This window comes from Bradyrhizobium sp. AUGA SZCCT0182, assembly GCF_018130185.1.
Taxonomy (GTDB): Bacteria; Pseudomonadota; Alphaproteobacteria; order Rhizobiales; family Xanthobacteraceae; genus Bradyrhizobium.
This window is the reverse complement of the sequence record NZ_JAFCLY010000005.1, coordinates 150,701-168,710: the sequence shown is the minus strand read 5'-3', so window position 1 is coordinate 168,710 and position 18,010 is coordinate 150,701. Positions and strand designations below refer to the sequence as shown.

Annotated in this window: 15 protein-coding genes and 2 pseudogenes; 6 read left to right on the top strand and 11 right to left on the bottom strand. The window is 56.4% G+C overall.

What is annotated here, in order from left to right:
- Positions 1-11: 11 nt before the first annotated feature.
- The 6 genes and pseudogenes from JQ611_RS08230 to cpsB (JQ611_RS08205) form a co-directional block, all read right to left on the bottom strand.
- A complete protein-coding gene (locus tag JQ611_RS08230; RefSeq protein ID WP_212465145.1) occupies positions 12-1,937 on the bottom strand; it encodes a glycosyltransferase in 1,926 nt (641 codons plus the stop codon).
- A gap of 24 nt (positions 1,938-1,961) precedes the next feature.
- Entirely contained in the window at positions 1,962-2,843 is an 882-nt protein-coding gene (locus tag JQ611_RS08225; protein ID WP_212465144.1) for a glycosyltransferase family 2 protein, read from the bottom strand.
- Between the two features lie 45 nt (positions 2,844-2,888).
- Positions 2,889-5,084 (bottom strand): FkbM family methyltransferase, encoded by a 2,196-nt coding sequence (locus tag JQ611_RS08220; protein ID WP_212465143.1) that lies wholly within the window; start codon positions 5,082-5,084, stop codon positions 2,889-2,891.
- A 28-nt stretch (positions 5,085-5,112) separates the two neighbouring features.
- Positions 5,113-6,519: an ABC transporter ATP-binding protein gene (locus JQ611_RS08215; protein WP_212465142.1), complete on the bottom strand. Its 1,407-nt coding sequence runs from the start codon at positions 6,517-6,519 to the stop codon at positions 5,113-5,115.
- A complete protein-coding gene (locus JQ611_RS08210) occupies positions 6,509-7,357 on the bottom strand; it encodes an ABC transporter permease (RefSeq protein WP_212465141.1) in 849 nt (282 codons plus the stop codon). Before JQ611_RS08210 ends, JQ611_RS08215 begins: the two co-directional genes overlap by 11 nt.
- Positions 7,358-7,982: 625 nt before the next feature.
- Positions 7,983-8,191, bottom strand: a pseudogene (gene cpsB / locus JQ611_RS08205) (mannose-1-phosphate guanylyltransferase/mannose-6-phosphate isomerase); the annotation flags it as partial.
- 317 nt (positions 8,192-8,508) lie between these two features.
- Here cpsB (JQ611_RS08205) and cpsB (JQ611_RS42415) point away from each other — a divergent pair.
- Together cpsB (JQ611_RS42415) and JQ611_RS08195 are read left to right on the top strand one after the other, a co-directional pair.
- A pseudogene (gene cpsB / locus JQ611_RS42415) lies at positions 8,509-8,747 on the top strand (mannose-1-phosphate guanylyltransferase/mannose-6-phosphate isomerase); the annotation flags it as partial.
- A 63-nt stretch (positions 8,748-8,810) separates the two neighbouring features.
- The gene (locus JQ611_RS08195; RefSeq protein ID WP_212465140.1) at positions 8,811-8,978 is read left to right on the top strand and encodes a hypothetical protein; all 168 of its coding nucleotides are present in this window, start codon (positions 8,811-8,813) and stop codon (positions 8,976-8,978) included.
- A gap of 232 nt (positions 8,979-9,210) precedes the next feature.
- On the opposite strand, the gene JQ611_RS08190 is transcribed toward JQ611_RS08195, so the two are convergent.
- Positions 9,211-9,813: an alpha/beta fold hydrolase gene (locus JQ611_RS08190; protein ID WP_212465139.1), complete on the bottom strand. Its 603-nt coding sequence runs from the start codon at positions 9,811-9,813 to the stop codon at positions 9,211-9,213.
- A gap of 792 nt (positions 9,814-10,605) precedes the next feature.
- Positions 10,606-11,130, bottom strand: coding sequence for a hypothetical protein (locus JQ611_RS08185; RefSeq protein WP_212465138.1), 525 nt, complete (start codon positions 11,128-11,130; stop codon positions 10,606-10,608).
- A 396-nt stretch (positions 11,131-11,526) separates the two neighbouring features.
- Between JQ611_RS08185 and JQ611_RS08180 the strand changes: the two genes are divergently transcribed.
- The 3 genes from JQ611_RS08180 to JQ611_RS08170 all read left to right on the top strand — a co-directional run bounded on the left by JQ611_RS08180 (position 11,527) and on the right by JQ611_RS08170 (position 12,831).
- Entirely contained in the window at positions 11,527-11,682 is a 156-nt protein-coding gene (locus JQ611_RS08180) for a hypothetical protein (RefSeq protein WP_212465137.1), read from the top strand.
- Positions 11,683-11,684: 2 nt separating this feature from the next.
- Positions 11,685-11,834: a bacteriocin gene (locus tag JQ611_RS08175; protein ID WP_212465136.1), complete on the top strand. Its 150-nt coding sequence runs from the start codon at positions 11,685-11,687 to the stop codon at positions 11,832-11,834.
- 787 nt (positions 11,835-12,621) lie between these two features.
- A complete protein-coding gene (locus JQ611_RS08170; protein WP_212465135.1) occupies positions 12,622-12,831 on the top strand; it encodes a hypothetical protein in 210 nt (69 codons plus the stop codon).
- 195 nt (positions 12,832-13,026) lie between these two features.
- On the opposite strand, the gene JQ611_RS08165 is transcribed toward JQ611_RS08170, so the two are convergent.
- Complete coding sequence (locus tag JQ611_RS08165; RefSeq protein WP_212465134.1) at positions 13,027-13,230, bottom strand: cold-shock protein; 204 nt, start codon at positions 13,228-13,230, stop codon at positions 13,027-13,029.
- 842 nt (positions 13,231-14,072) lie between these two features.
- Complete coding sequence (locus tag JQ611_RS08160) at positions 14,073-14,489, bottom strand: hypothetical protein (protein WP_212465133.1); 417 nt, start codon at positions 14,487-14,489, stop codon at positions 14,073-14,075.
- Positions 14,490-15,028: 539 nt separating this feature from the next.
- On the opposite strand from JQ611_RS08160, the gene JQ611_RS08155 reads away from it, so the two are divergent.
- Positions 15,029-15,220: a hypothetical protein gene (locus tag JQ611_RS08155; RefSeq protein WP_212465132.1), complete on the top strand. Its 192-nt coding sequence runs from the start codon at positions 15,029-15,031 to the stop codon at positions 15,218-15,220.
- Between the two features lie 1,903 nt (positions 15,221-17,123).
- Here JQ611_RS08155 and JQ611_RS08150 read toward each other — a convergent pair.
- Positions 17,124-17,921: a hypothetical protein gene (locus tag JQ611_RS08150; protein ID WP_212465131.1), complete on the bottom strand. Its 798-nt coding sequence runs from the start codon at positions 17,919-17,921 to the stop codon at positions 17,124-17,126.
- Positions 17,922-18,010 lie beyond the last annotated feature (89 nt).

Below are 18,010 nucleotides of genomic sequence, written 5' to 3'. Positions count from 1 at the left end.
TTCGGCCGGCGTCAACGACGACCGAAGCGGAGGATGTGGAGGACCAAAATCCTTGCGCTGCCGCGACGAAGCAATCCGAGCGCAAAGCGCGTGCGAGATATGAGCAGTTCTCGTTCGTAGAGAAACTTCCAACTACTCCGCAAAAAGGCATGAACAGGGCCGCGATTATTATTGGCTGCGCTTTTTGCAATGGCCTCTGGCTCGAAGGATACTCCGGCTTCAGTCAGCTTCTGATGAAGACGCTCCCAGACGTGTCCCCATAATTCGGGAGAGAACATTACGTTGTCACGCATGGTTGAGCGCCAGTTCCATTCCGCAGTGGGACGCCAGGACGCGACGAACGGTCCCTTCAGCATGATGGTCAGATAAAGATAAACGTCCTCTGCAACAATAAGTTCGGGATCCAGCAGGATATCGGAAGTCAGTGCGGCGCGGCGAGCCAGCCACGCGTTAGACTGGATGAAGTTCTCGAATTGCAGCATCTTCCGGGCATCGAACGGCTCCAGAAACCGAAGCTGCCGCCGTTCCTCAATCGTCTGTCCGCGATCTCCGCGGAAATTGATCTGGTCGTACCAATGGCCATCGTCTTCCTGAACCTGGATGGTGCCGGCATAGGCCAGCGGTGCGCGCTTCGCTCTGGGGTGACGGAGCGTCCGCACGAGGGAAGCAACATGATTCGGATGGATAACGTCATCGTCGTCGAGATTGCCAACAAAAATTGCCGAGGCCGCCCTTAAACCCATCCATAGAGGGGTACTGCGAACACCGTTGTCGGGAGCTTCAACGATTTTGATGGCAGTAAACCGTTCCTTGTGTCGATCGAGCAGATCAGTAAGGCCGTCAATTGGGCGAAAAGCTACCACAATCAGGCATATATGGCGATGCGTCTGGGCTGCGACGGACTCTATCGCTCGTTCAATCATCGAGAGTGGTCGAGAGCCCACGCGAATGATGATGTCAACGCCGTCCTCGAATTGGAAACAGAGCCCCATGGACTTCCGTACTTCTTCTAGGAAGGCTGGCAATTGAACTAGGATTCTCTCAAGTGCGAAACGCTCGTTGAAGATCGCATGGCCGCGATCGGCCATGCTCCGTGCAAGTTCAGGATTGCCATTGATCCACGAGACATGATCGGCGATCTGCTGGCTCGCGACATCGGCGCTCTGATCGACATCCACATACAGGAGAGCGTCGCCAAACTCCTTAATTGCGAACTCAAGGCGATCACTGATCACCACTGCACCTGCTGCGGTTGCCTCGAAGAGGCGCATCGAAGGTATGTTCTCCGCGCGATGTGCCTTTCCATGGAGGGCTAGTCCAATGCCGCATTCGCGGATGGCATCTACCACGGATTCTCCGTCAAACGGCAGAGGTCCAGCAAAGTCCTTGCCAGCATGTTGCCAGCGCATCGGATCGCCGTGAATCCGCATCGGAATGCGCCCCTTCAGGGCGGCAAACAAATCGCCATGCCTGTGGCCGTCCCAGTGAACGCCGGCATAAAATAGGGAACGAGCGTTGCGCGTGCTTGATTTGTCGGGCTCGCAAGTGGTCGCTAGCGCCGATGGCAGAAAGTCGAACCGGCCGATTGGTGCGTCCTTCCCGTGCACGCGCAGCAAATCGGTGAGATACGCGCGCAGTGAGCTATTCGCCACCAGATAGCCGTCGTAGCTGAGAATGTTCCGGACACGATCCGGATCGGGGCCAAAAAAAGCCGTCGGGCTCCAGATCAACCCAACCGTCGGATAGGGTGTCAGCTTCGGCGAAAACTCGTGGGTAACTAGGACGATGTCCGGCGCGGCTGCCCTAATTTCATCGGAAGTCACGACCTCCACAACCGACCAGCCGAGGCGTTTGCCGGCCATCTGCACGCGCGCAATAAATTCGCGTTCGGCCGAAAAGGTCAGGTTCGGCCACGAGTTTTGAATTGCGATCTTCATGTATCAGCTGTGCGATGGACAAATTCAACATTCATCGAGAACCCACTCCCGATTCGCCCAATCGTACGTTACGGTCGGTGCCGGGTATATGAGCTTGCGGCCAATAGCCCAACGGCGCAGCTCGGCCGTTGCCGATTGACGGAGCCAGATTCTTGCACCTTGGACAACTCCGGCTCGCGCATGCCCCCCTGCCCGAGAGAATATCGCCTTTGCTTCGTCGAGGTATTTTGTAAATGATTTCGACGTTCGCTGGTCATCGTGGCGTCGAAAGCATCCGATCGGGACATCGACCGAGTAAAGCTCTGCATGCTCGAAGAATCTCGCCCAAAGATCGAAATCGCCCGCCATCCCGTAGCTTGTGTCGAGATTTCCTCCTGCTCGCTTCCATAGGCTGCGTCGCCAGAAAGTGGATTCCTGTTGAATATAGCAGGTTGCTGGCCATCCAAGACCAGGGAGATTGTCGCCGCGTAGAAATCCTGTGCGCGTGAAGCCATATACCGGCGTCACTTTGATTGGTGTTCCGTTCTCCGCGATGGCAATGGGCAGCCGTGTTGTCAGCCATTCGATCTGTGGGAATTTTCGAAAGATTTCCCCTACTACATGTAACGCGCCAGGGAGGTAAATGTCGTCACAGTTCAGCCACGCCATTACGTCCCCGGTGGCCAAACCGAACCCCTTGTTGATGGCGTGATACTGTCCGTCATCTTTTTCGCTGACAACTGTTGCAAGGCGCTCCTTATGCCTCTGCAATATGAGCACTGTGTCGTCTGTCGAGCCACCATCGATGACGATATGTTCAAGGGCCGGATAGTCCTGCCTTTGAATCGAAAGAATATTCGCTTCGATGAATCGTCCTTGATTGAAGGAGGGTGTCACAATTGAGATTTTGGGCAATTCTGCAGGCATCGATTCTTCCGGCGCTAGTGCAAGCTGCTGTGTCCTCTTCCGAGATCACGTATAGGTTCGGGCGGCGAACTCTGGACGAGTGAGGGGAATGAAGAAAAGATCCAGTTGCCAGAAAGCATTATCGCGCTGTCGCCACAACGGTTCCGAAATATCGATGACCCCGAAGCCGAGCGTCCGCATATACGCGCACATCTCGTCAAACAGGAGACTCTGGTCCGTAATCTTGAAATTATAGACTTCGATAACCACAAGGTTCGCATGTTTTAGCGTTTCAGCAGCTCCCTGAAGTATCGGAACCTCGAAACCATGAGTGTCTAGCTTGATCAGAAACGGGCCGCTCAATCGTCGCGTCGAAACTTCGTGGTCGATTGTTGTGACGGGAAGCATCGTACGAGCAGCCTCGGTTGGCTGGTGGCTAGCTACTCCGCCAAACGGTGCACTATCATCGAAATATATCTGGCCGATGCTGTCGCCGGCGGCGGCCAGAACATAATCCGTGTTGGAATTGGTGAGACAATAGTTAATGAGGTCAGGTTTATGGACCTTTTGCGCTTCGATAAGAAGGTAACTGGCTTTCGGAAAAGACTGTCGCGTAACCGCCGACCACATTCCGTTGGACGCGCCAACATCGATGACAGTGGAAATTTCCAATCCTCGTGCTGCGATCTTTTCCAGAGCCCGTGCCGTTGAGGCTGCATGAAAGGCCAGCACTTCGGGCGTTTCGCTCCGGAACATTCTCAGCTTCTGTGGAGGCAGTTCAACTGATGGTACGATATTCAGGCGCCTGCCTAACTTCCACCAGCGCGATCCAATTACAGTTACCTGTGTGGTTGTTGTTTCCGCAAGCGCGCGCTGTGCTTGTTCAATGTCAGCCTTGATCGCGTTTATTGTTGCGTCTCTGTCATGGATGGCAGCCAATCGTGCCGCGCGATCTGCCTCCGACCCCGCGAAAGCAACATCGAGCTTTTCCAGGTTGCGGTGCAACGTCGCGATGGTGGTGTCGCGCTCGTGAATGACATCCAGTCGCGCCGCTCTATCGGCCTCCGAGGCCGCGAGCGTCTGCTCCAGCCGAGCTATTTGGCTCTGCAATGTCGCGATGGCGGCGTCGCGCTCGTGAATGACATCCAGCCGCGCGGCTCGGTCCACTTCTGAGGCCGCAAGCGTCTGCTCCAGCTGAGCTATTCGACTCTGCAGTGCTGCGATGGCGGCGTCGCGCTCGTGAATGACATCGAGTCGCGCCGCTCTATCGGCCTCCGAGGCGGCCAGCGTCTGCTGCAGCTGAGCTATCTGGCCCTGCAGTGTTGCGATGGCGGTGTCGCGCTCGTGAATGACACCCAGTCGCGCCGTTCTATCGCCTTCCGAGGCCGCAAGCGTCTGCTCCAGCTGAGCTATTCGGCTCTGCAATGTCGCGATGGCGGCGTCGCGCTCGTGAATGACATCCAGCCGCGCGGCTCGGTCCACTTCTGAGACGGAAAGAGTCGCCTTTAGCGGCGACTGGTCGCGCTCCCCCAGACCGGCAAAGATGCGACGGATGCTCTGTGGCAGGTTCGAACTGGTGGGAACGTTATCAACGTAACCGAGACTCTTCATCAGTTCGCCATGCAGGATCCAAAAAAGGCACTGGTCATCCGACTCTAGTTCTCCGATGTTCTTGTGGTCGCTCCCTGATCGAAAGAAAGTCGAGTCGGCCTTCCGCAAATCTTCGAAATTCGGGAGCTCCATGGAGCGAGGTCGCTGACCAATAAATGCGCCGATGGTATCTATCAAACGCGCTGGGTCACGCGCAATGTCGTTGAAGTTGATAAGTAGAGTGTTGGGCCTCCGCTGAGGCGACCACGCCATGAAATGCTCGCTCCAAGAGCCGAAGCTGCAATTGCCAAGAATAACGTCCTTCAACAGCAGAGTTTTACTTTGTGCGGGCCAGAAATCCTTGAGATAGTGATAATAGGAAACACTCGCCGCACGCCCGTCGCGAACAATATAGATCGCCTTGGCCTCATCCGGTGGAGCATCATGCGTCTTGACGAAATAAGTTTCGTCGCTCAAAGAGGCGTGCGCGTAGAATTTCTGCTCGCTAAGCGCATGGCTCGCATGCCCGACGGCCTCGCGAAGTGCGGGGCGAAAACCAATGTCGCCCTTGTCGTCGTAAAGGGAATAGGTTCTGATCCCGAATGCACTGTAAAGTATCGTGCGCAGGGCCGTGTTTCCGCTGCGTGGGTAGGAGGCCAGCCAAATGATCATCTTGGACCTTTTATCGGATTTCGCTTCGTTAGTTGCCCGAACTAGCTAATGCCAGCGATCCGTGCACGGATTCAATTCTATTCCTGGCCTCCTCTAGAACTGAGATCTGAACTGGCAGCCCGCCGGTTATGTCAACGTGGTGAGACACCCGATCGGAGGTGACAGGCGCCACACGGAACATGATTGCGTCCACCATGCGATGAAGTAGAATTGCTTCAGCTCCGTCGGGTGGTATGCCGAACACGCCGGCGTTGCCGAAGTACACGCCAGCCGCAAACGGCAACTTGATTGGGAGTTTCACGCGCAGTGTGGTGCCGGCGCTCACGATGTCCATGACTTCCCCATAGGGAAGTGACCATTGCGCTCCCAGCTCTAGACCCTCCACGGTCTTAATGAGCATGGAGAAGCGAACCCCAGTACACTCTTGGTCGAATTCCACGTCGTACTCGTACCAGTAGGTCTCGTTTCGCTCCAGAACGTTTACCTGCAGATGGTTGCTGTCGCGGATCACGACATTGCGGATCAACGCACCACGGCTCGGATAGGAATGCGCGCTCGCCGGCACAAGCGACGGATCAAAGGCGATGTCGTTTCGTGTCCGCTCTTTCTCGACCGCCGCCGGCGGCCCGATGTATGGCTTGCCCGCCTTGATGCGCTCTCGTTCTTCGCTGTGCGCTTCCGCGGGAGCATGTGTCAGTTGATGATAACTTCGAAGCACGCACTTCGGCTTGCCCACCTCTAACAGTTCGCCCTTGTCTAACAGGACGGCTCTGTTGCATAGCTGTTGGATCGTGATTGAAGCGTGCGAAACAAACAGAATGGTCGCTCCGGCGCGGCGAATTGCTTCAATGCGCGCGAAACACTTGCGCTGGAATCCTTCATCGCCGACCGCAAGCGCTTCATCGACAATCAAAATCTCCGGATCGACATTGATCGCGACCGCGAAGGCCAGCCGCGCATACATGCCGCTGGAATAGAGCTTCACTGGCCGCTCAAGCATTTCGCCAATATCTGCAAAAGCGACGATGTCGTCGAACCGCGCATCAATCTCGTCGTCACTGAGTCCGAGCACGGCGGCGTTGAGCGCGACGTTCTCGCGGCCCGTAAACTCGGGATTGAAGCCGGCGCCGAGCTGCAAGAGCGGTGCGATGCGACCTTCTACCCGAACTTCTCCTTCCGTCGGCGTCAGCGTACCGCAGATCAGTTGCAGCAGCGTGGATTTGCCTGAACCGTTCTGGCCGATAATGCCGACGGTTTCGCCATGCCTGATGTCGAGGCTGACGCCGCGCAAGGCCCAATGCTCGCGATAGAATGGCTTGCGTAGATTGCCCGGCAGCCGGTTCATCACCATCTGCTTTAGCCGATCGCTCGGCTTATTATACAGATGATAGGACTTGCCCACGCCACGCAAGCTGATGATCGGATTAGAGGACATCCGCAAATGCTCTGCGCAGGCGTAAGAATACCGAAAACCCGGTCCAGCAAACAACCAGCGAAATCACGAAATAGCTCAAAGCGAGTTCCCACGGAAACGGATGTTCGAAAACGAGCGCTCGCATCGCTTCGATAGGGATAGTAGTAGGGTTGAAAAGAACGAGAGCATCGAACGGCGGAGGGACGGATGATCTTGGATAAAGGACCGGCGCGAGAAAGAACAGCACGCTGAGTGCCACCGGCATTATCTGTCCGAGATCGCGCACGAAAACGCCGATGGCGGAAAAAATCCAGGTAAGACCAAGCAGCATTGGAACCATTCCCAGCAGCACCAGGGGTGACAATAGCACAGTCGCGGGCGGTATGCCGGACGTCAACGCCAGAAGACACAGGAGAAGGGCAAGACCGATGGCCGCGCCCACCAAAGCCACAGCGACGGTCACAAGTGAAAGTATCTCAAGGGGGAATACGACGCGCGTCACATAGTTTTTGTTTTCTAGCACCAGCGAAGGAGCCCGGGCAATGACCTCGCTGAGGAATTGATGCACGATCAGGCCCGCGAGGAAGAAAGCAGTCATACTCTCCGTGCTTCCCGAGATACCAGACCAGCGCACCTTGAAAATGGAGCCAAACACGAAGGTGTACATCAATACCATTCCAAGCGGTACGATAACGGCCCATGCGATCCCGAGCATGCTGCCGCGATAGCGCGCTTGCAACTCGCGCGCAGCCAGGCGCCGGATAAGCACGCGGCTCCCCCACACCACGCTAACAGAAGAATCTGCGCCGAGCGAGCGGGTGCCGGCGGAGGGCCGTTTACCGGATGATGCCGCTTTCATTTATCAAACCCAAAACCGCTTTAGCTGCACACCCTCATGCCAAACTATGCGCCCTCAGTACCAAGCTTGGACCTGACAAGCCGGCCTGATATCGATTTGCGAGGAGGAGTGTTTTCCCAGAACTCTCCTACGCTTTCCGGGCAATGGACGCAAGAGTGGGCGCCTCTCTTGCGACGAGATCCGCGCTGACGAAATTATCAGCGTTGCCTCAGTAGAATTCTTAGCGATTTCAAGACTTTGCAAAATTTAAGTTCAAGTCACTGAGCTGCAAATCGTGGCTTTCTACCTTCGGCTGTCCGGCCACCGCGGGATCTGAGGCGCCATCCTATGCGAGCTGGCCGCGAAGCTCCAATCCCCGATTTTGTTCTGTTGATCTGTTACCCTCAACAAGGGCAGCGGCTGCCGCACCGAGTGGCGATTCCAGTCGTGTTCGAAATTCGACTTGACTGGGGGCGGTGCGGAGGCCGCAAAGGTGCTGGGCACGTGATGCGGCTTCCGGCAAAAACAGAAGGACACGGGCCGGGCCGACGGGCTTGTCGGCGATGTTGAGAATGAATGCAATTTGGATCACCGGCAGCGCTGCGTTGTTGGAGAAGAAATGGCGGTTCAGGATACCAATCGGTGCGTCGCGCTGATTACGGGTGCGACCGGGCAAGACGGCGATCAGTTCGAGCCGGATCTTCCCGGGATACAGCCGGTGCACGGCGCCGATCGGGATATCGATCGACTCGTTCTCGTGCACGGTCTTGGCCAGTTCGTTCACGCTGACCTGCGCGGTCCGCGTACCACGATCCATTGCTCGGAGCGGTGATGGTACTTCTTGCGCCGCGTTCGCAACGGACCCCTCGACGGCGGCAATGCTTGCCGCGGCGCCGAAGGAATTTGTGTCGCGGACCAGGTGATCGGCGGCGAGCGCCAGCACGATCGTGCCCTGCTCGCGTGCCTCGGCGAACTTAATGCGAAGACAATGAGCAGGACTGGGACATAGATTAGTGCCGCACATGCCGACACCACGAGCGCCATATTAGCAAGAAAGCCGAGCACCGACTCTGCGCATGCTGCTGCTGCCGCATTGCGATGCTGTTTGTATAAGACGACGATGCGGGGCGAGTACAACCATACACAACGCGAATTCTTGACTCTGATCTATATTGTTCTTTACCGGCACTTGCGGTGGGCTGTCACTGTCACGCCAGAAGGACGCCAACGGGCTGAAGCGGCTGGTCGCAAGTTGAAGGTGGCCGCGCCCGAGGTAACCGAGAGCCACATCGGGTGCATTGCCCGTGGGGCCCCTATTAAGCGCATCATCGTCAGGCCGGGCGGGCGGCTCTCTTTGCAGACGCACCATCGCCGCTCCGAGCACTGGATCGTAGTGCGCGGTACTGCGCAGTCGAAATAGTAATTGGACGGAGGAAGACGATCGCCGGCTGCTTGAATTGCGAGGGCACTCACCATGGCTTACGTCGTGCAGGCTGATTTGCCGGGGGATGAATCGGCAACAATCACGGTTGTTACCCGCGAGGAAGCACTGAAAACCGCGCTCGGGTGGCAGAAAGACGGCACTCCCGCGTCAACATCATCGGCGACGGCCGCATTTACACGCCGGAAGAATTCGCTCTGACGGTTATCAAGAACTAGCCGCCCCTGCTGGCCCTGTCCTAATTTGAATCCCAACAAGCCATAGATTCGCCTCGCTGCGTTCACCGTAGTTCTTACGCAATTATACGGAGACCAGAACGAAGTAAGGAGCGGCCGCCTCTTTCCATGAACCGCGTAGGTTCGTGGTCCCATTCGGTTTTTGGAGTAGGCCTCTTTTCGGTTCTTGAGAGGCCGTAAAGCTGCCGCAGGATGTTCTAAATGGCTGCGGCCTCCTCGATCGAGGCCGGCACCTTGATCGGATCCGCCCGATAGTAATTATACCAAACGGGATATGGGCCGGCCGCAGTGTTATACTCCCGTTCGTACGGAGAGGCCTTGATCTGGGCCGGGTTAGTCCGAACCTTGCGGAGGAAAACCGCCGGATGCGGCGCGTTGAGAATGATCAGGCGTTCGACCCGGGTCGGATAGGCGGAGGCGAATACCCAGGCGACGTAACCGCCCCAATCATTGCCCACGAGAGTGCACCGCTCCATGCCGAAATGGTCCAGGAGACCGTGCACGTCACCAAGCAGACGCGGCATGGCGTAAGCCTCGACCGCCTCGGGTGCGTTTGAAGGGGTGTAGCCGTGAAGGTTGGGAGCTACCGCCAGGTGATCGCGGCCGAATTCTCTCAGCTGGGATTCGTAGAGCAGAGCGTTGTCCGGATGGCCATGAAGGAACAACATGAGCGGGCCTTCGCCGGCCCGGACAAAGAAGAGCCGTGCACCATCGCCGGCGGCGTAGCCGCTTTCAAACGATGGCTCAGCTGTCGCGTGAGCCAGAGCTACGCCGATCGATGGGCCAACGACGGTCGCCACCCCAAATCTGGCGCATGAGACGAGGAGGCGTCGACGCTGGACCTTGTGAGTTGCTGTCATGCGACGACCTACAAACTGAGCCACGAGATTATGGACGCGGCGATTCCGTGACGAAGATTTGCTTCTTGTTGGTAGACCATACATCATTGCCGTTCGGCTGTTAATCGAATGGTCGCTGGTTCGAATCCAGCCCGGGGAGCCAAAAACCTAGACTTTCCAATCATTTATATCTAAGGATTTTCGTGGCGCTGTCGGCGGCTGCCTCGAGGCAACATTTCGGGCAACAATCAGCGAATTTCGTTTCGAAGGTCTGCGATGAAAATTTCCTCTGCAATTTTGCGTATCGGATGTAGCTACTCACCAACCCAAAGCAGGCCACTCTGAAGGCTGTCCTAATTACGACACCCGCATCTGAGAATTAGGACACTGGCAGTTTTTGGCTGGTTTCATGAAGCCGCTTTTTCCCATTGCATTGGTCTCGATGACGCTTGCTGGATGTGCGAGCGGTCAGGGCATGCGCGCGCGGGTTTCTGCCAATGTTGCCGACATGCCTACTTGGATGGGTGGACTACCGGCGGGCGTGCCGCCACGACGCGGTACACCAGAGTACGATGCTTGGCAGGCTGAACGGACAGCGGAAGCAGCAAAGCCCAAGAACGTTAAATAGCGCAATGCGGCAGTAAAGCTGGCGGGGCTATCCGTTCGGACCATCTCTAAGCTCCTAGGGACAGCCTCGTATTTTATGATGCTTGTGCGGTCTGACAAATGGGCGTGAACTCATTTACACAGGGTTTAGTGGTTCATCATCTCCCGTAAAATTGCCTGCTCGAGGGTGTGCATGGATTGGCCCATGTACCCTAACATTCGGTCGCGAACCTGATCGTATTTTCGTCTCGTCCATTGCGCGCCCTTGATGGCCTTTCGGCCCCCTTCCGTTGCAAGATCTATCGACTGAGATTCAAGAAAGAAAATTGCCGCCATGATCGCAGCGTCGACGCGCTGTTCTGGTGTCGACTTGGGATCAATCACCACTTTCGCTAAATCCGCTGATAGGACCAGGTTGCATCCCTGCGTGACGTATCCGTTTTCCTGATAGCAGGTATCGTGAAGCCGGCAGGCTTCATCAATCGCATCGATCGCTTTTGGCATCTGCTTAATCTTCCCATCTAGCAGGTCTTGGTATGTGAACCCCCAACCGGGCCCGCAATACACCCCCTTCCTGTAAGTCGAATATCCGTTCGGGTTCTTTTTTATTTGTAAGTTAGTTGCAGAAGCAGAAGAGGCCATGAGCGCCACAACTAGAACAGGCAAAGGCATTTGATATCCTCCGAAAATTCACTCAAGCACCTATGATCGAAAATCCGCAGTCTATACCGCGAATGCTAATGTTGAACGCAATAAGCCAGACCTCCACCGACCATTCAAATTTCTTCAAACCGTCCCCTGGGGGCCCGCCGGTTCACGCTGGCGGGCCGCTGAAAATACCCCTGTCCTTCCGAAAGACCAACCTTGCCAGACTGCTGGCGCGACGCGTGGATGGCATCTTCCTGTCCGACTTTGAAAGGGGCGAGATCGGTCCCGAACTCTAGAGGTCTGTGCTGATGCGCCGGGGCGCGCATGTCATGTGACACACATCACGGTAGGGCTGTTCATCGTCCGGCATACTCGCTCCAGATCAACGGCGCACCAGGCGCCACAGCACGGAGCGGGACCATGAGCAATAAGGTAGGTTTGTTGAACGATGCCGCACTCGAAACCGTCACCGGTGGCAACACCGCCTCGGCCAGCACTCCCCCCGCTACGACCGTCAGTCGGGTGAAAACTTCCGAAAAACTGCACCAAGCCGTGATGGCGGTTGTTAAGGGGTGAGTATGAAGAACGAGCAGGCTAAGTCGATCGACAAAATCTCCGACAAGGAACTCGATAGCGTCACCGGCGGGCGCAAAGCTGGCGAAGGGCAGAAAGAATTTCTCACGGTCAAGTCGCCGCAGGCCGGCTTTGCTGCAAGTTCGAGTTTTTGACGGGCGGTGTCCCGCCTGCGCACCATCGGCACATTCGCGCGAATGAAAAAGCCCCGCCGGTTAGGCGGGGCTGAGTCAGATAAGCAGTCCATAACCCGCGCGGCGGGCGGGTCTTCTATCAAGGTCAAAGCAGATCAGTCCATCTTTCAGATGTAGGCGGCATGTCCATGTCATAAAATGTTGGCACGCCGCATGCAGATAATTGTCTGCTGGGGATTGCAGGTCCAGTTTGACACAGGGCGCCGCCGGGACACCGTATTTCGAGCCCGGCGGCGTATCTTTTCGGGCACCGCCTGCGCACCATCGGCACACAGGCTTATCAGATTGATGGCCGCGATTCTGGCCTCGGCGCGGCGGAGCGCCCTGTGGCAACCGCTCCTTACCCGCTAATGTTCACTCTTCCCGCCGCCGGGCGAGAGCTGAGACAGATGGTTAAGCCCAGCTTTGGTTAGGCTTCCTTCGTCCCGAATACCCTCTTTCGAGAGCTGGACAAGTCGCCTTGCCAATTCGGTGCGAGCGACATCCTGACTGACGGTTAGCAACCCCGAGCGGTAGTAGGTTGCCCACGCCCGGTCGAATGCTCTGGCGAGCGATCGGCGGATGTCCTGCTCGTCATCTGTCATGAAGAAGCTCTATTTACGAAAAGAGAACCCGCCAGTCGGAACCGGCGGCCTTGTTGACAATCAAACGCCCAGGCACGAAGTTTGCTTTCATAAGAACTTTGAACGTTAGCGCTACCCCTTTTTTTCTTCTCTCGAATAGATTTTTTCATTCATAGGGAGGCACCGTGACCGACGAGAAGCTCGCCCGTCTGCGCGCCCATGCCAACAACATCAGCCGATATCGACGGCTGCTTAAGACCAATCTCTCAGAGCTTGAGCGCGGGTTTATCGAAAGGCGCCTGAGCGAGGAAAGGTCGGCTGTCGAGAGCTTGGCTCAACCTGCTCCCACCCCACGGACTGGCACAGCCGGCCAGTTTGACGTGGGTGCGTTTTGAACTTTACTCGTGCCAAGCGTCGAGTATGGGCTTCCGGAGACCAGCCCCCAAAGCCCCCTCCGGAAGAGGGCGGCCCCAGCTTCTTTCCAGCAGCTGGGGCCGTTTCTCATTTTGACGCCTGGCGGGCAAGTTCCTAAACGCAAAAACCCGCCGAGGTCGGTTCGGCGGGCTATTTGCGATTGCGGGGCCAGCTCGTCAGCCAACCCGCAGGTTTTCCGCCGACGTCTTTCCCCGGTCTGCTTTCTCTTCGTAGCTCACCTTGGCGCCCTCAGCGAGGCTGCTGAGGCCGGCCTTTTCGACTGCCGAGATGTGCACAAACACGTCCTTGCCGCCGTTGTCGGGTTGAATAAATCCAAATCCCTTAGTCGCGTTAAACCACTTCACAGTACCTGTCGCCACGTCCGCACTCCCTGTTTGTCGAAGTGCGACAGCCTAAATCCACCTGACAGCAGTCCGCAAGGAAAACCCGCCGGGTTGAGCCAGCGGGCTATTCCAAAGCTATCGCGGTGTGAGTTCTGGAGCCGCGACGATCGACGCTAATGCTGGCAGGTTAACGAACGCAAGCGCCCCTCACTAACTCAAGGCAAAAACGACTGCGGTGGCGAGCGGTATGGCGCTCGTGGCGCTTACAAGCATAATTAGAAACTCGCGTTTGGTTTCTTTGTCCATGGGAACCTCCGGTAAATACCACTAGGGCCTGGGGATCAGTTCCGGCAAAATTGAGCGCCAACCGGCGGCGGGATCACACAAGAAAAAACCCCGCCGGTTAGGGCGGGGCTAAAGGGATAGAGGGGTACACTTCTTGCGGGACCCTGAGCAAGGGCCACGCAGGCAACGTAGCAGGCGCGACGGCTACGTGAACCCTCACGCCCGCATATCAGCCGGTCAAATGCCAGCAAGGCACTTCCCGAGAATGGCAAACGCCAAGCTGATCTTGAAGCAGGCGCGGCCTGCGTACAGTCGGATCAGGCGCATCACGCCATCCACGCGTGGCACCAGTCCTGCGAACCGACCTGCTCGCCCAGGCCGTCAAAGTCCGCGATCCCGGTTTCGGAATGATCGAGTTCAAAATCGTTCACTGACGTAACCCGCCAAGCCACCCGCTGGTTATCGTGCCCCTCAAAGGCGCCTAGCGATGGCTCGTCATCCTCGCTGGGTTCGGCACCGTCGTGCTCGTCCTCCAGGTCTTTGGTGCTGCTGGAAGCCCAGTGCTCTTGGTCGGCCCATTCTTGCCGCTCGAGCTAACCGAGGGACGGCTCGTCGTCGCAATCGTCCCCCTCCGGATCTTCAACGTTAGAACCTTGAGGCCGGTCCTGATTGAAGGACTTCGATTGCCAAGGGGTGCGGCCCAGCCAATCGCCGCCGATCGTGACCGGCTCTAGAAAGCCAAGGGAAGGCTCCGCATCGGCGTCGTCGCCCTCGTCCTCGGGCTCGCAGTTGATCGCCATATGATCTTCTGTCTCATCCAAGAACCGGATCAGCCGGTCGATCTCGTCTCTGGCGTCCTTGCGGAGCTTGCCGATAGCTCGGAAGAGCTGCTCCGGCGTGACGTCGGTCGGAAGGAATAGCGAATCCCGGGGGCTCCCAGAGTCGCCGGCGGGGGTATCTGAAGACGTGTTTGTGGGTGGCGTGCTAAGCACGCTGTCAGCCTGAGTCATTGGATTCTCAGTCCTCGTGGCTCGGGTTAGAGCCGGGGCGGAAGCTGCTAACTTCCCCTCGGGCTTGATTTTATGCTAGCATTTTATCATGACAATTCAAGATAAAAAGATAGCAAAAAAGCGGGGACGGCCAGCAACGGGCACCGGCCGCACCGTCGGCGTGCGGATCCGTCCGGACCTATCGACACAAATTGAGGGCTGGCGGGCTCTGCAGCGGCCGATACCATCGGAGCCCGAAGCCATCCGCCGGCTTGTTAAGCTAGGCCTTAAGAGCAAGAGCAAATGACCCACGATACTCCCGTCGCCGCCAACATGAGCCAACGAGCGGTGATGCAGTATCTTAGTTTGACTGAATGGAAGGTAGTGTCTCACCTCCCAGTGCCGGCCGGTCTTGTCATGATCGATCGGATAAGGGACCATGGTTGGATTGAACTTCGCGGAATGAAACCGCGAATTGAGATCCGACTGACGGAGCTGGGACGGGAAGCAATGCGCGCCCCTATTGCGATCAAGAGCAAGAAAATTGGTGGGAGTTGATTATGAGTTTCGAGCGAATTTCTGATGAGAGTGTGTCGCGCTATTACGAAAGCATCCGCCAACAGGCCGACGCCGATAGAAGGCATAAAGAACATTTCACGGCTAGCCCAAGCGTTCGCGAACGGGCGGATAAGCTACGCCAGGAAATGATCAAGCGACGACTGCAGCATTCGCCTATCAACTGGCCATCTTGATTTCAGTCAAGCGCGCCCTGCGCGGCTGCAACTGACGACGGCGAAGCAAATGAAACTTTGGCGATGGCTCCGTGACGCCCTGTCTCCCAACGGAGCGCCAGTGTTGTTAGTTGCGATCATTGCGTTTCTATTATCGATGCTGGTCTCAATTTATCTTCGATCACGGTAATGCAGATGGCGCCAATGCAGGTTTGAGAATGAGCACACCAATCACCGTGATATTCGTCTGCTCAAAGTGCAGCGCGGGTTATCAGGCTGTTCAGAAGGCGCGGAATGAGCAGATCGCCGGCAGCTTCCGTTGTGAGGTTTGCCAAACTGAGATCTATGCTTGGTCCGGCCCATACGCCTATCTTGACTGGCAAGCCGTCGAAACAATACCAGCCGGGAGACGCCACCGGGCGGCCGGGGCTAAGTCGAGGCAGCGGCCTTCGGCATAACTGGATCGCGGTGCATTCGGGCGCGCCGATCCACCATCAGTATCCAGCGTCGCGCTTTGGTTCTTGAGCGGCCATTCTCGCGAGGACGAGGGCGTCCTCCGCCGCATGACGAATGTCCCGAGCAGCCTTCAAAGGGCGGCGAATATTGGGATCTTCCGAGCTACTATCGAACGTGATCAATCGCATGCAGTTCGGACACTGAACCTGATAGCCGTTCTTAAGTCGGCTAGCTCGCTCTGAGAAAGGCCTCCGGCAATTTGAGCAAATGATTTTAATTCGATCCGTCATATGAAGAATCCCTCCGGCCTGGCCATCTCCGTTTTGGCCGAACCATAAGGATCAACTTTTAAGTTTTCGACCCGTAGCATTGAACAGAGTTGACGGATCATGGTCAGAAATCGTCAACGATGTTCGGGCAGACCGACGTGAAGTGTGCGGCGGCAGTTCCGAATCCAAGCTCTGGGGTCATTTGCCTTAATGGCCCGGGTCACGCTTCAATGGGCCATGCCCTCACTCACCCGCCGCCCGCACCCCCAACGCTCCGATACTTGGCACGTCTTTCACGGAGGGCACTATCGCGGTCCAATCGGTCTTGCCGACACACGCTAGGCAGTGGCGCTGGGATTGCGGCTTCTATCCCCCGTCTCATCCCGGACGGTCTCGATCGGGTTATGCTGCAACCTTCGATCGCGCGCTGTCCTCGCAGTAGACGCACCACCCGGCTCATCGAGCCAGTCCTTGGAGCGACCACCACATTTCAGCCCTGCGGTTGCGCGAGTTTGTCTTGCTCTCAATCTTCATTACCTGACTCCCCTTGCGCCATGCGAGGGAAAACCTGTCATCGCCAAACATTGCAGGATCAGCACCCATCACTAGCGGGCCAGGGCCGGCTGATTTCGTGCCATCGGGCAGGACTAGGTTCGGCTCCTGCGGCTCCGATCAAAAATCTACCGCCCGTAACCGTCTTCAGATAAACGCCGCCCCAGGAATGCAGGATGTCGACCACGTCGCCACCAATGCCACCAACGTGGACAAGACCTGAGCGGGGAACCAGAGGCTTCTGCTGGATCCAAGGAGAAGATGCGCTCGCGCGGCATTCGATCTCCCGATGCTTGGGATACGATAGCGCTGACGTTGCCGAGCCTGTTCATGAGGCTGTGGCGCGTCTGCCCCACAAACGGCCGCCCCTTTACGGTCGCGGTCCTAACTCTTGGATGAGTGCTTAAGCATGGGGGTGTGTGGCGAAACCGTCGGGCATCGCCGTCGTGGTCGGAGGTACACCACACGGTCGCGCTCGGCGGTAGGCCTCACCCGAAAAACCTAACGCTTGAGGAATTCGCCTTTGCTCGTTGGTGCGGCCGAAAGCCGACAGAGGCAGAACTCGACCGTGCCCGGCAGTTTCGCATCAAGGCATGGAAATGCGATGCCTTGATTACGCCTGGATAAAGGCGGCTGACGAGCGGTTGTCAGCGCGTTCGAGGCACTGCATTTTGAATAGCGGGTTTCCCCGCGGCGGGAGTAGAGTTGGCAGGAAGCTTACCTGCAGAATTCTTTGATGCGGGCTCTAAAGCTGTCGCCTGCTTTTTACCTTTTTCATAGGCACTTGAGAAGTCATGTAGGCCGTTAGGCTGCTTTCCCTTTTTCGGTTGACCATTCACAACGATGCGTGCGTGCGTCATATTACCTTGGCTTAGATCTTTGAGTATAGCTGCCTTGTTTCTCAAAACATAAGCAACCACCAATTTCGCTGCATTCTCAGGTTTTTCAGCCAAGTCTGGATCGGCTTCAAGACCAGGGACTACATTCGCGTAATCTTTGTAGTTTTTTCGTCCCGTTAGCTGCACAAAGCCGCGTCCCTTAAATTTCTCTCCATCGCCGTACTCCGTGTTGTTAAGATTCTTGGCCTGTTTCCCTTCTTCATACCTTTGATAGGGTCTATTCAATAAACTCACATTCACAATCCTGTCGTGGGACTTCACCCCAATCCATTGTTGCTTTCGATCATAGACGGGCTCGATTTCGGGGAGCGTGTAGGAATTGTACCTGCTGATTCCTTCCTTACGCGGGCTAAAATTACCCGTCTCTGCTCTAATAGTCGCATAAATGTATAATTTTAATGCCTGATGATCTTCGTCGGTTAGCTTCTTGTCATCCTTCGTCTGCTCCGCGTACGCGGCCTCAATCAACGGAAAATAGGTGTCAATATTCTTTTTCGCGTGTTTCGAAAACATTGCTTGGACAATGCCTTTGTCAAACTCGCTCATGTTCACCTCGCTCGTTCACTAATGAGAGGTTCGCCGTCGCCTCGCCGTCGAGAGGTTGATGTGGGATGCAGGTTAGAAGAATACTGCAC

What these genes read in the sequence shown, in the direction of transcription:
- JQ611_RS08230 (WP_212465145.1), bottom strand. Translation starts at nt 1,937, where the DNA reads ATGAAGATCGCAATTCAAAACTCGTGGCCGAACCTGACCTTTTCGGCC.
- JQ611_RS08225 (WP_212465144.1), bottom strand. Translation starts at nt 2,843, where the DNA reads ATGCCTGCAGAATTGCCCAAAATCTCAATTGTGACACCCTCCTTCAAT.
- JQ611_RS08220 (WP_212465143.1), bottom strand. Translation starts at nt 5,084, where the DNA reads ATGATCATTTGGCTGGCCTCCTACCCACGCAGCGGAAACACGGCCCTG.
- JQ611_RS08215 (WP_212465142.1), bottom strand. Translation starts at nt 6,519, where the DNA reads ATGTCCTCTAATCCGATCATCAGCTTGCGTGGCGTGGGCAAGTCCTAT.
- JQ611_RS08210 (WP_212465141.1), bottom strand. Translation starts at nt 7,357, where the DNA reads ATGAAAGCGGCATCATCCGGTAAACGGCCCTCCGCCGGCACCCGCTCG.
- JQ611_RS08195 (WP_212465140.1), top strand. Translation starts at nt 8,811, where the DNA reads ATGGCTTACGTCGTGCAGGCTGATTTGCCGGGGGATGAATCGGCAACA.
- JQ611_RS08185 (WP_212465138.1), bottom strand. Translation starts at nt 11,130, where the DNA reads ATGCCTTTGCCTGTTCTAGTTGTGGCGCTCATGGCCTCTTCTGCTTCT.
- JQ611_RS08180 (WP_212465137.1), top strand. Translation starts at nt 11,527, where the DNA reads ATGAGCAATAAGGTAGGTTTGTTGAACGATGCCGCACTCGAAACCGTC.
- JQ611_RS08175 (WP_212465136.1), top strand. Translation starts at nt 11,685, where the DNA reads ATGAAGAACGAGCAGGCTAAGTCGATCGACAAAATCTCCGACAAGGAA.
- JQ611_RS08160 (WP_212465133.1), bottom strand. Translation starts at nt 14,489, where the DNA reads ATGACTCAGGCTGACAGCGTGCTTAGCACGCCACCCACAAACACGTCT.
- JQ611_RS08155 (WP_212465132.1), top strand. Translation starts at nt 15,029, where the DNA reads ATGAGTTTCGAGCGAATTTCTGATGAGAGTGTGTCGCGCTATTACGAA.
- JQ611_RS08150 (WP_212465131.1), bottom strand. Translation starts at nt 17,921, where the DNA reads ATGAGCGAGTTTGACAAAGGCATTGTCCAAGCAATGTTTTCGAAACAC.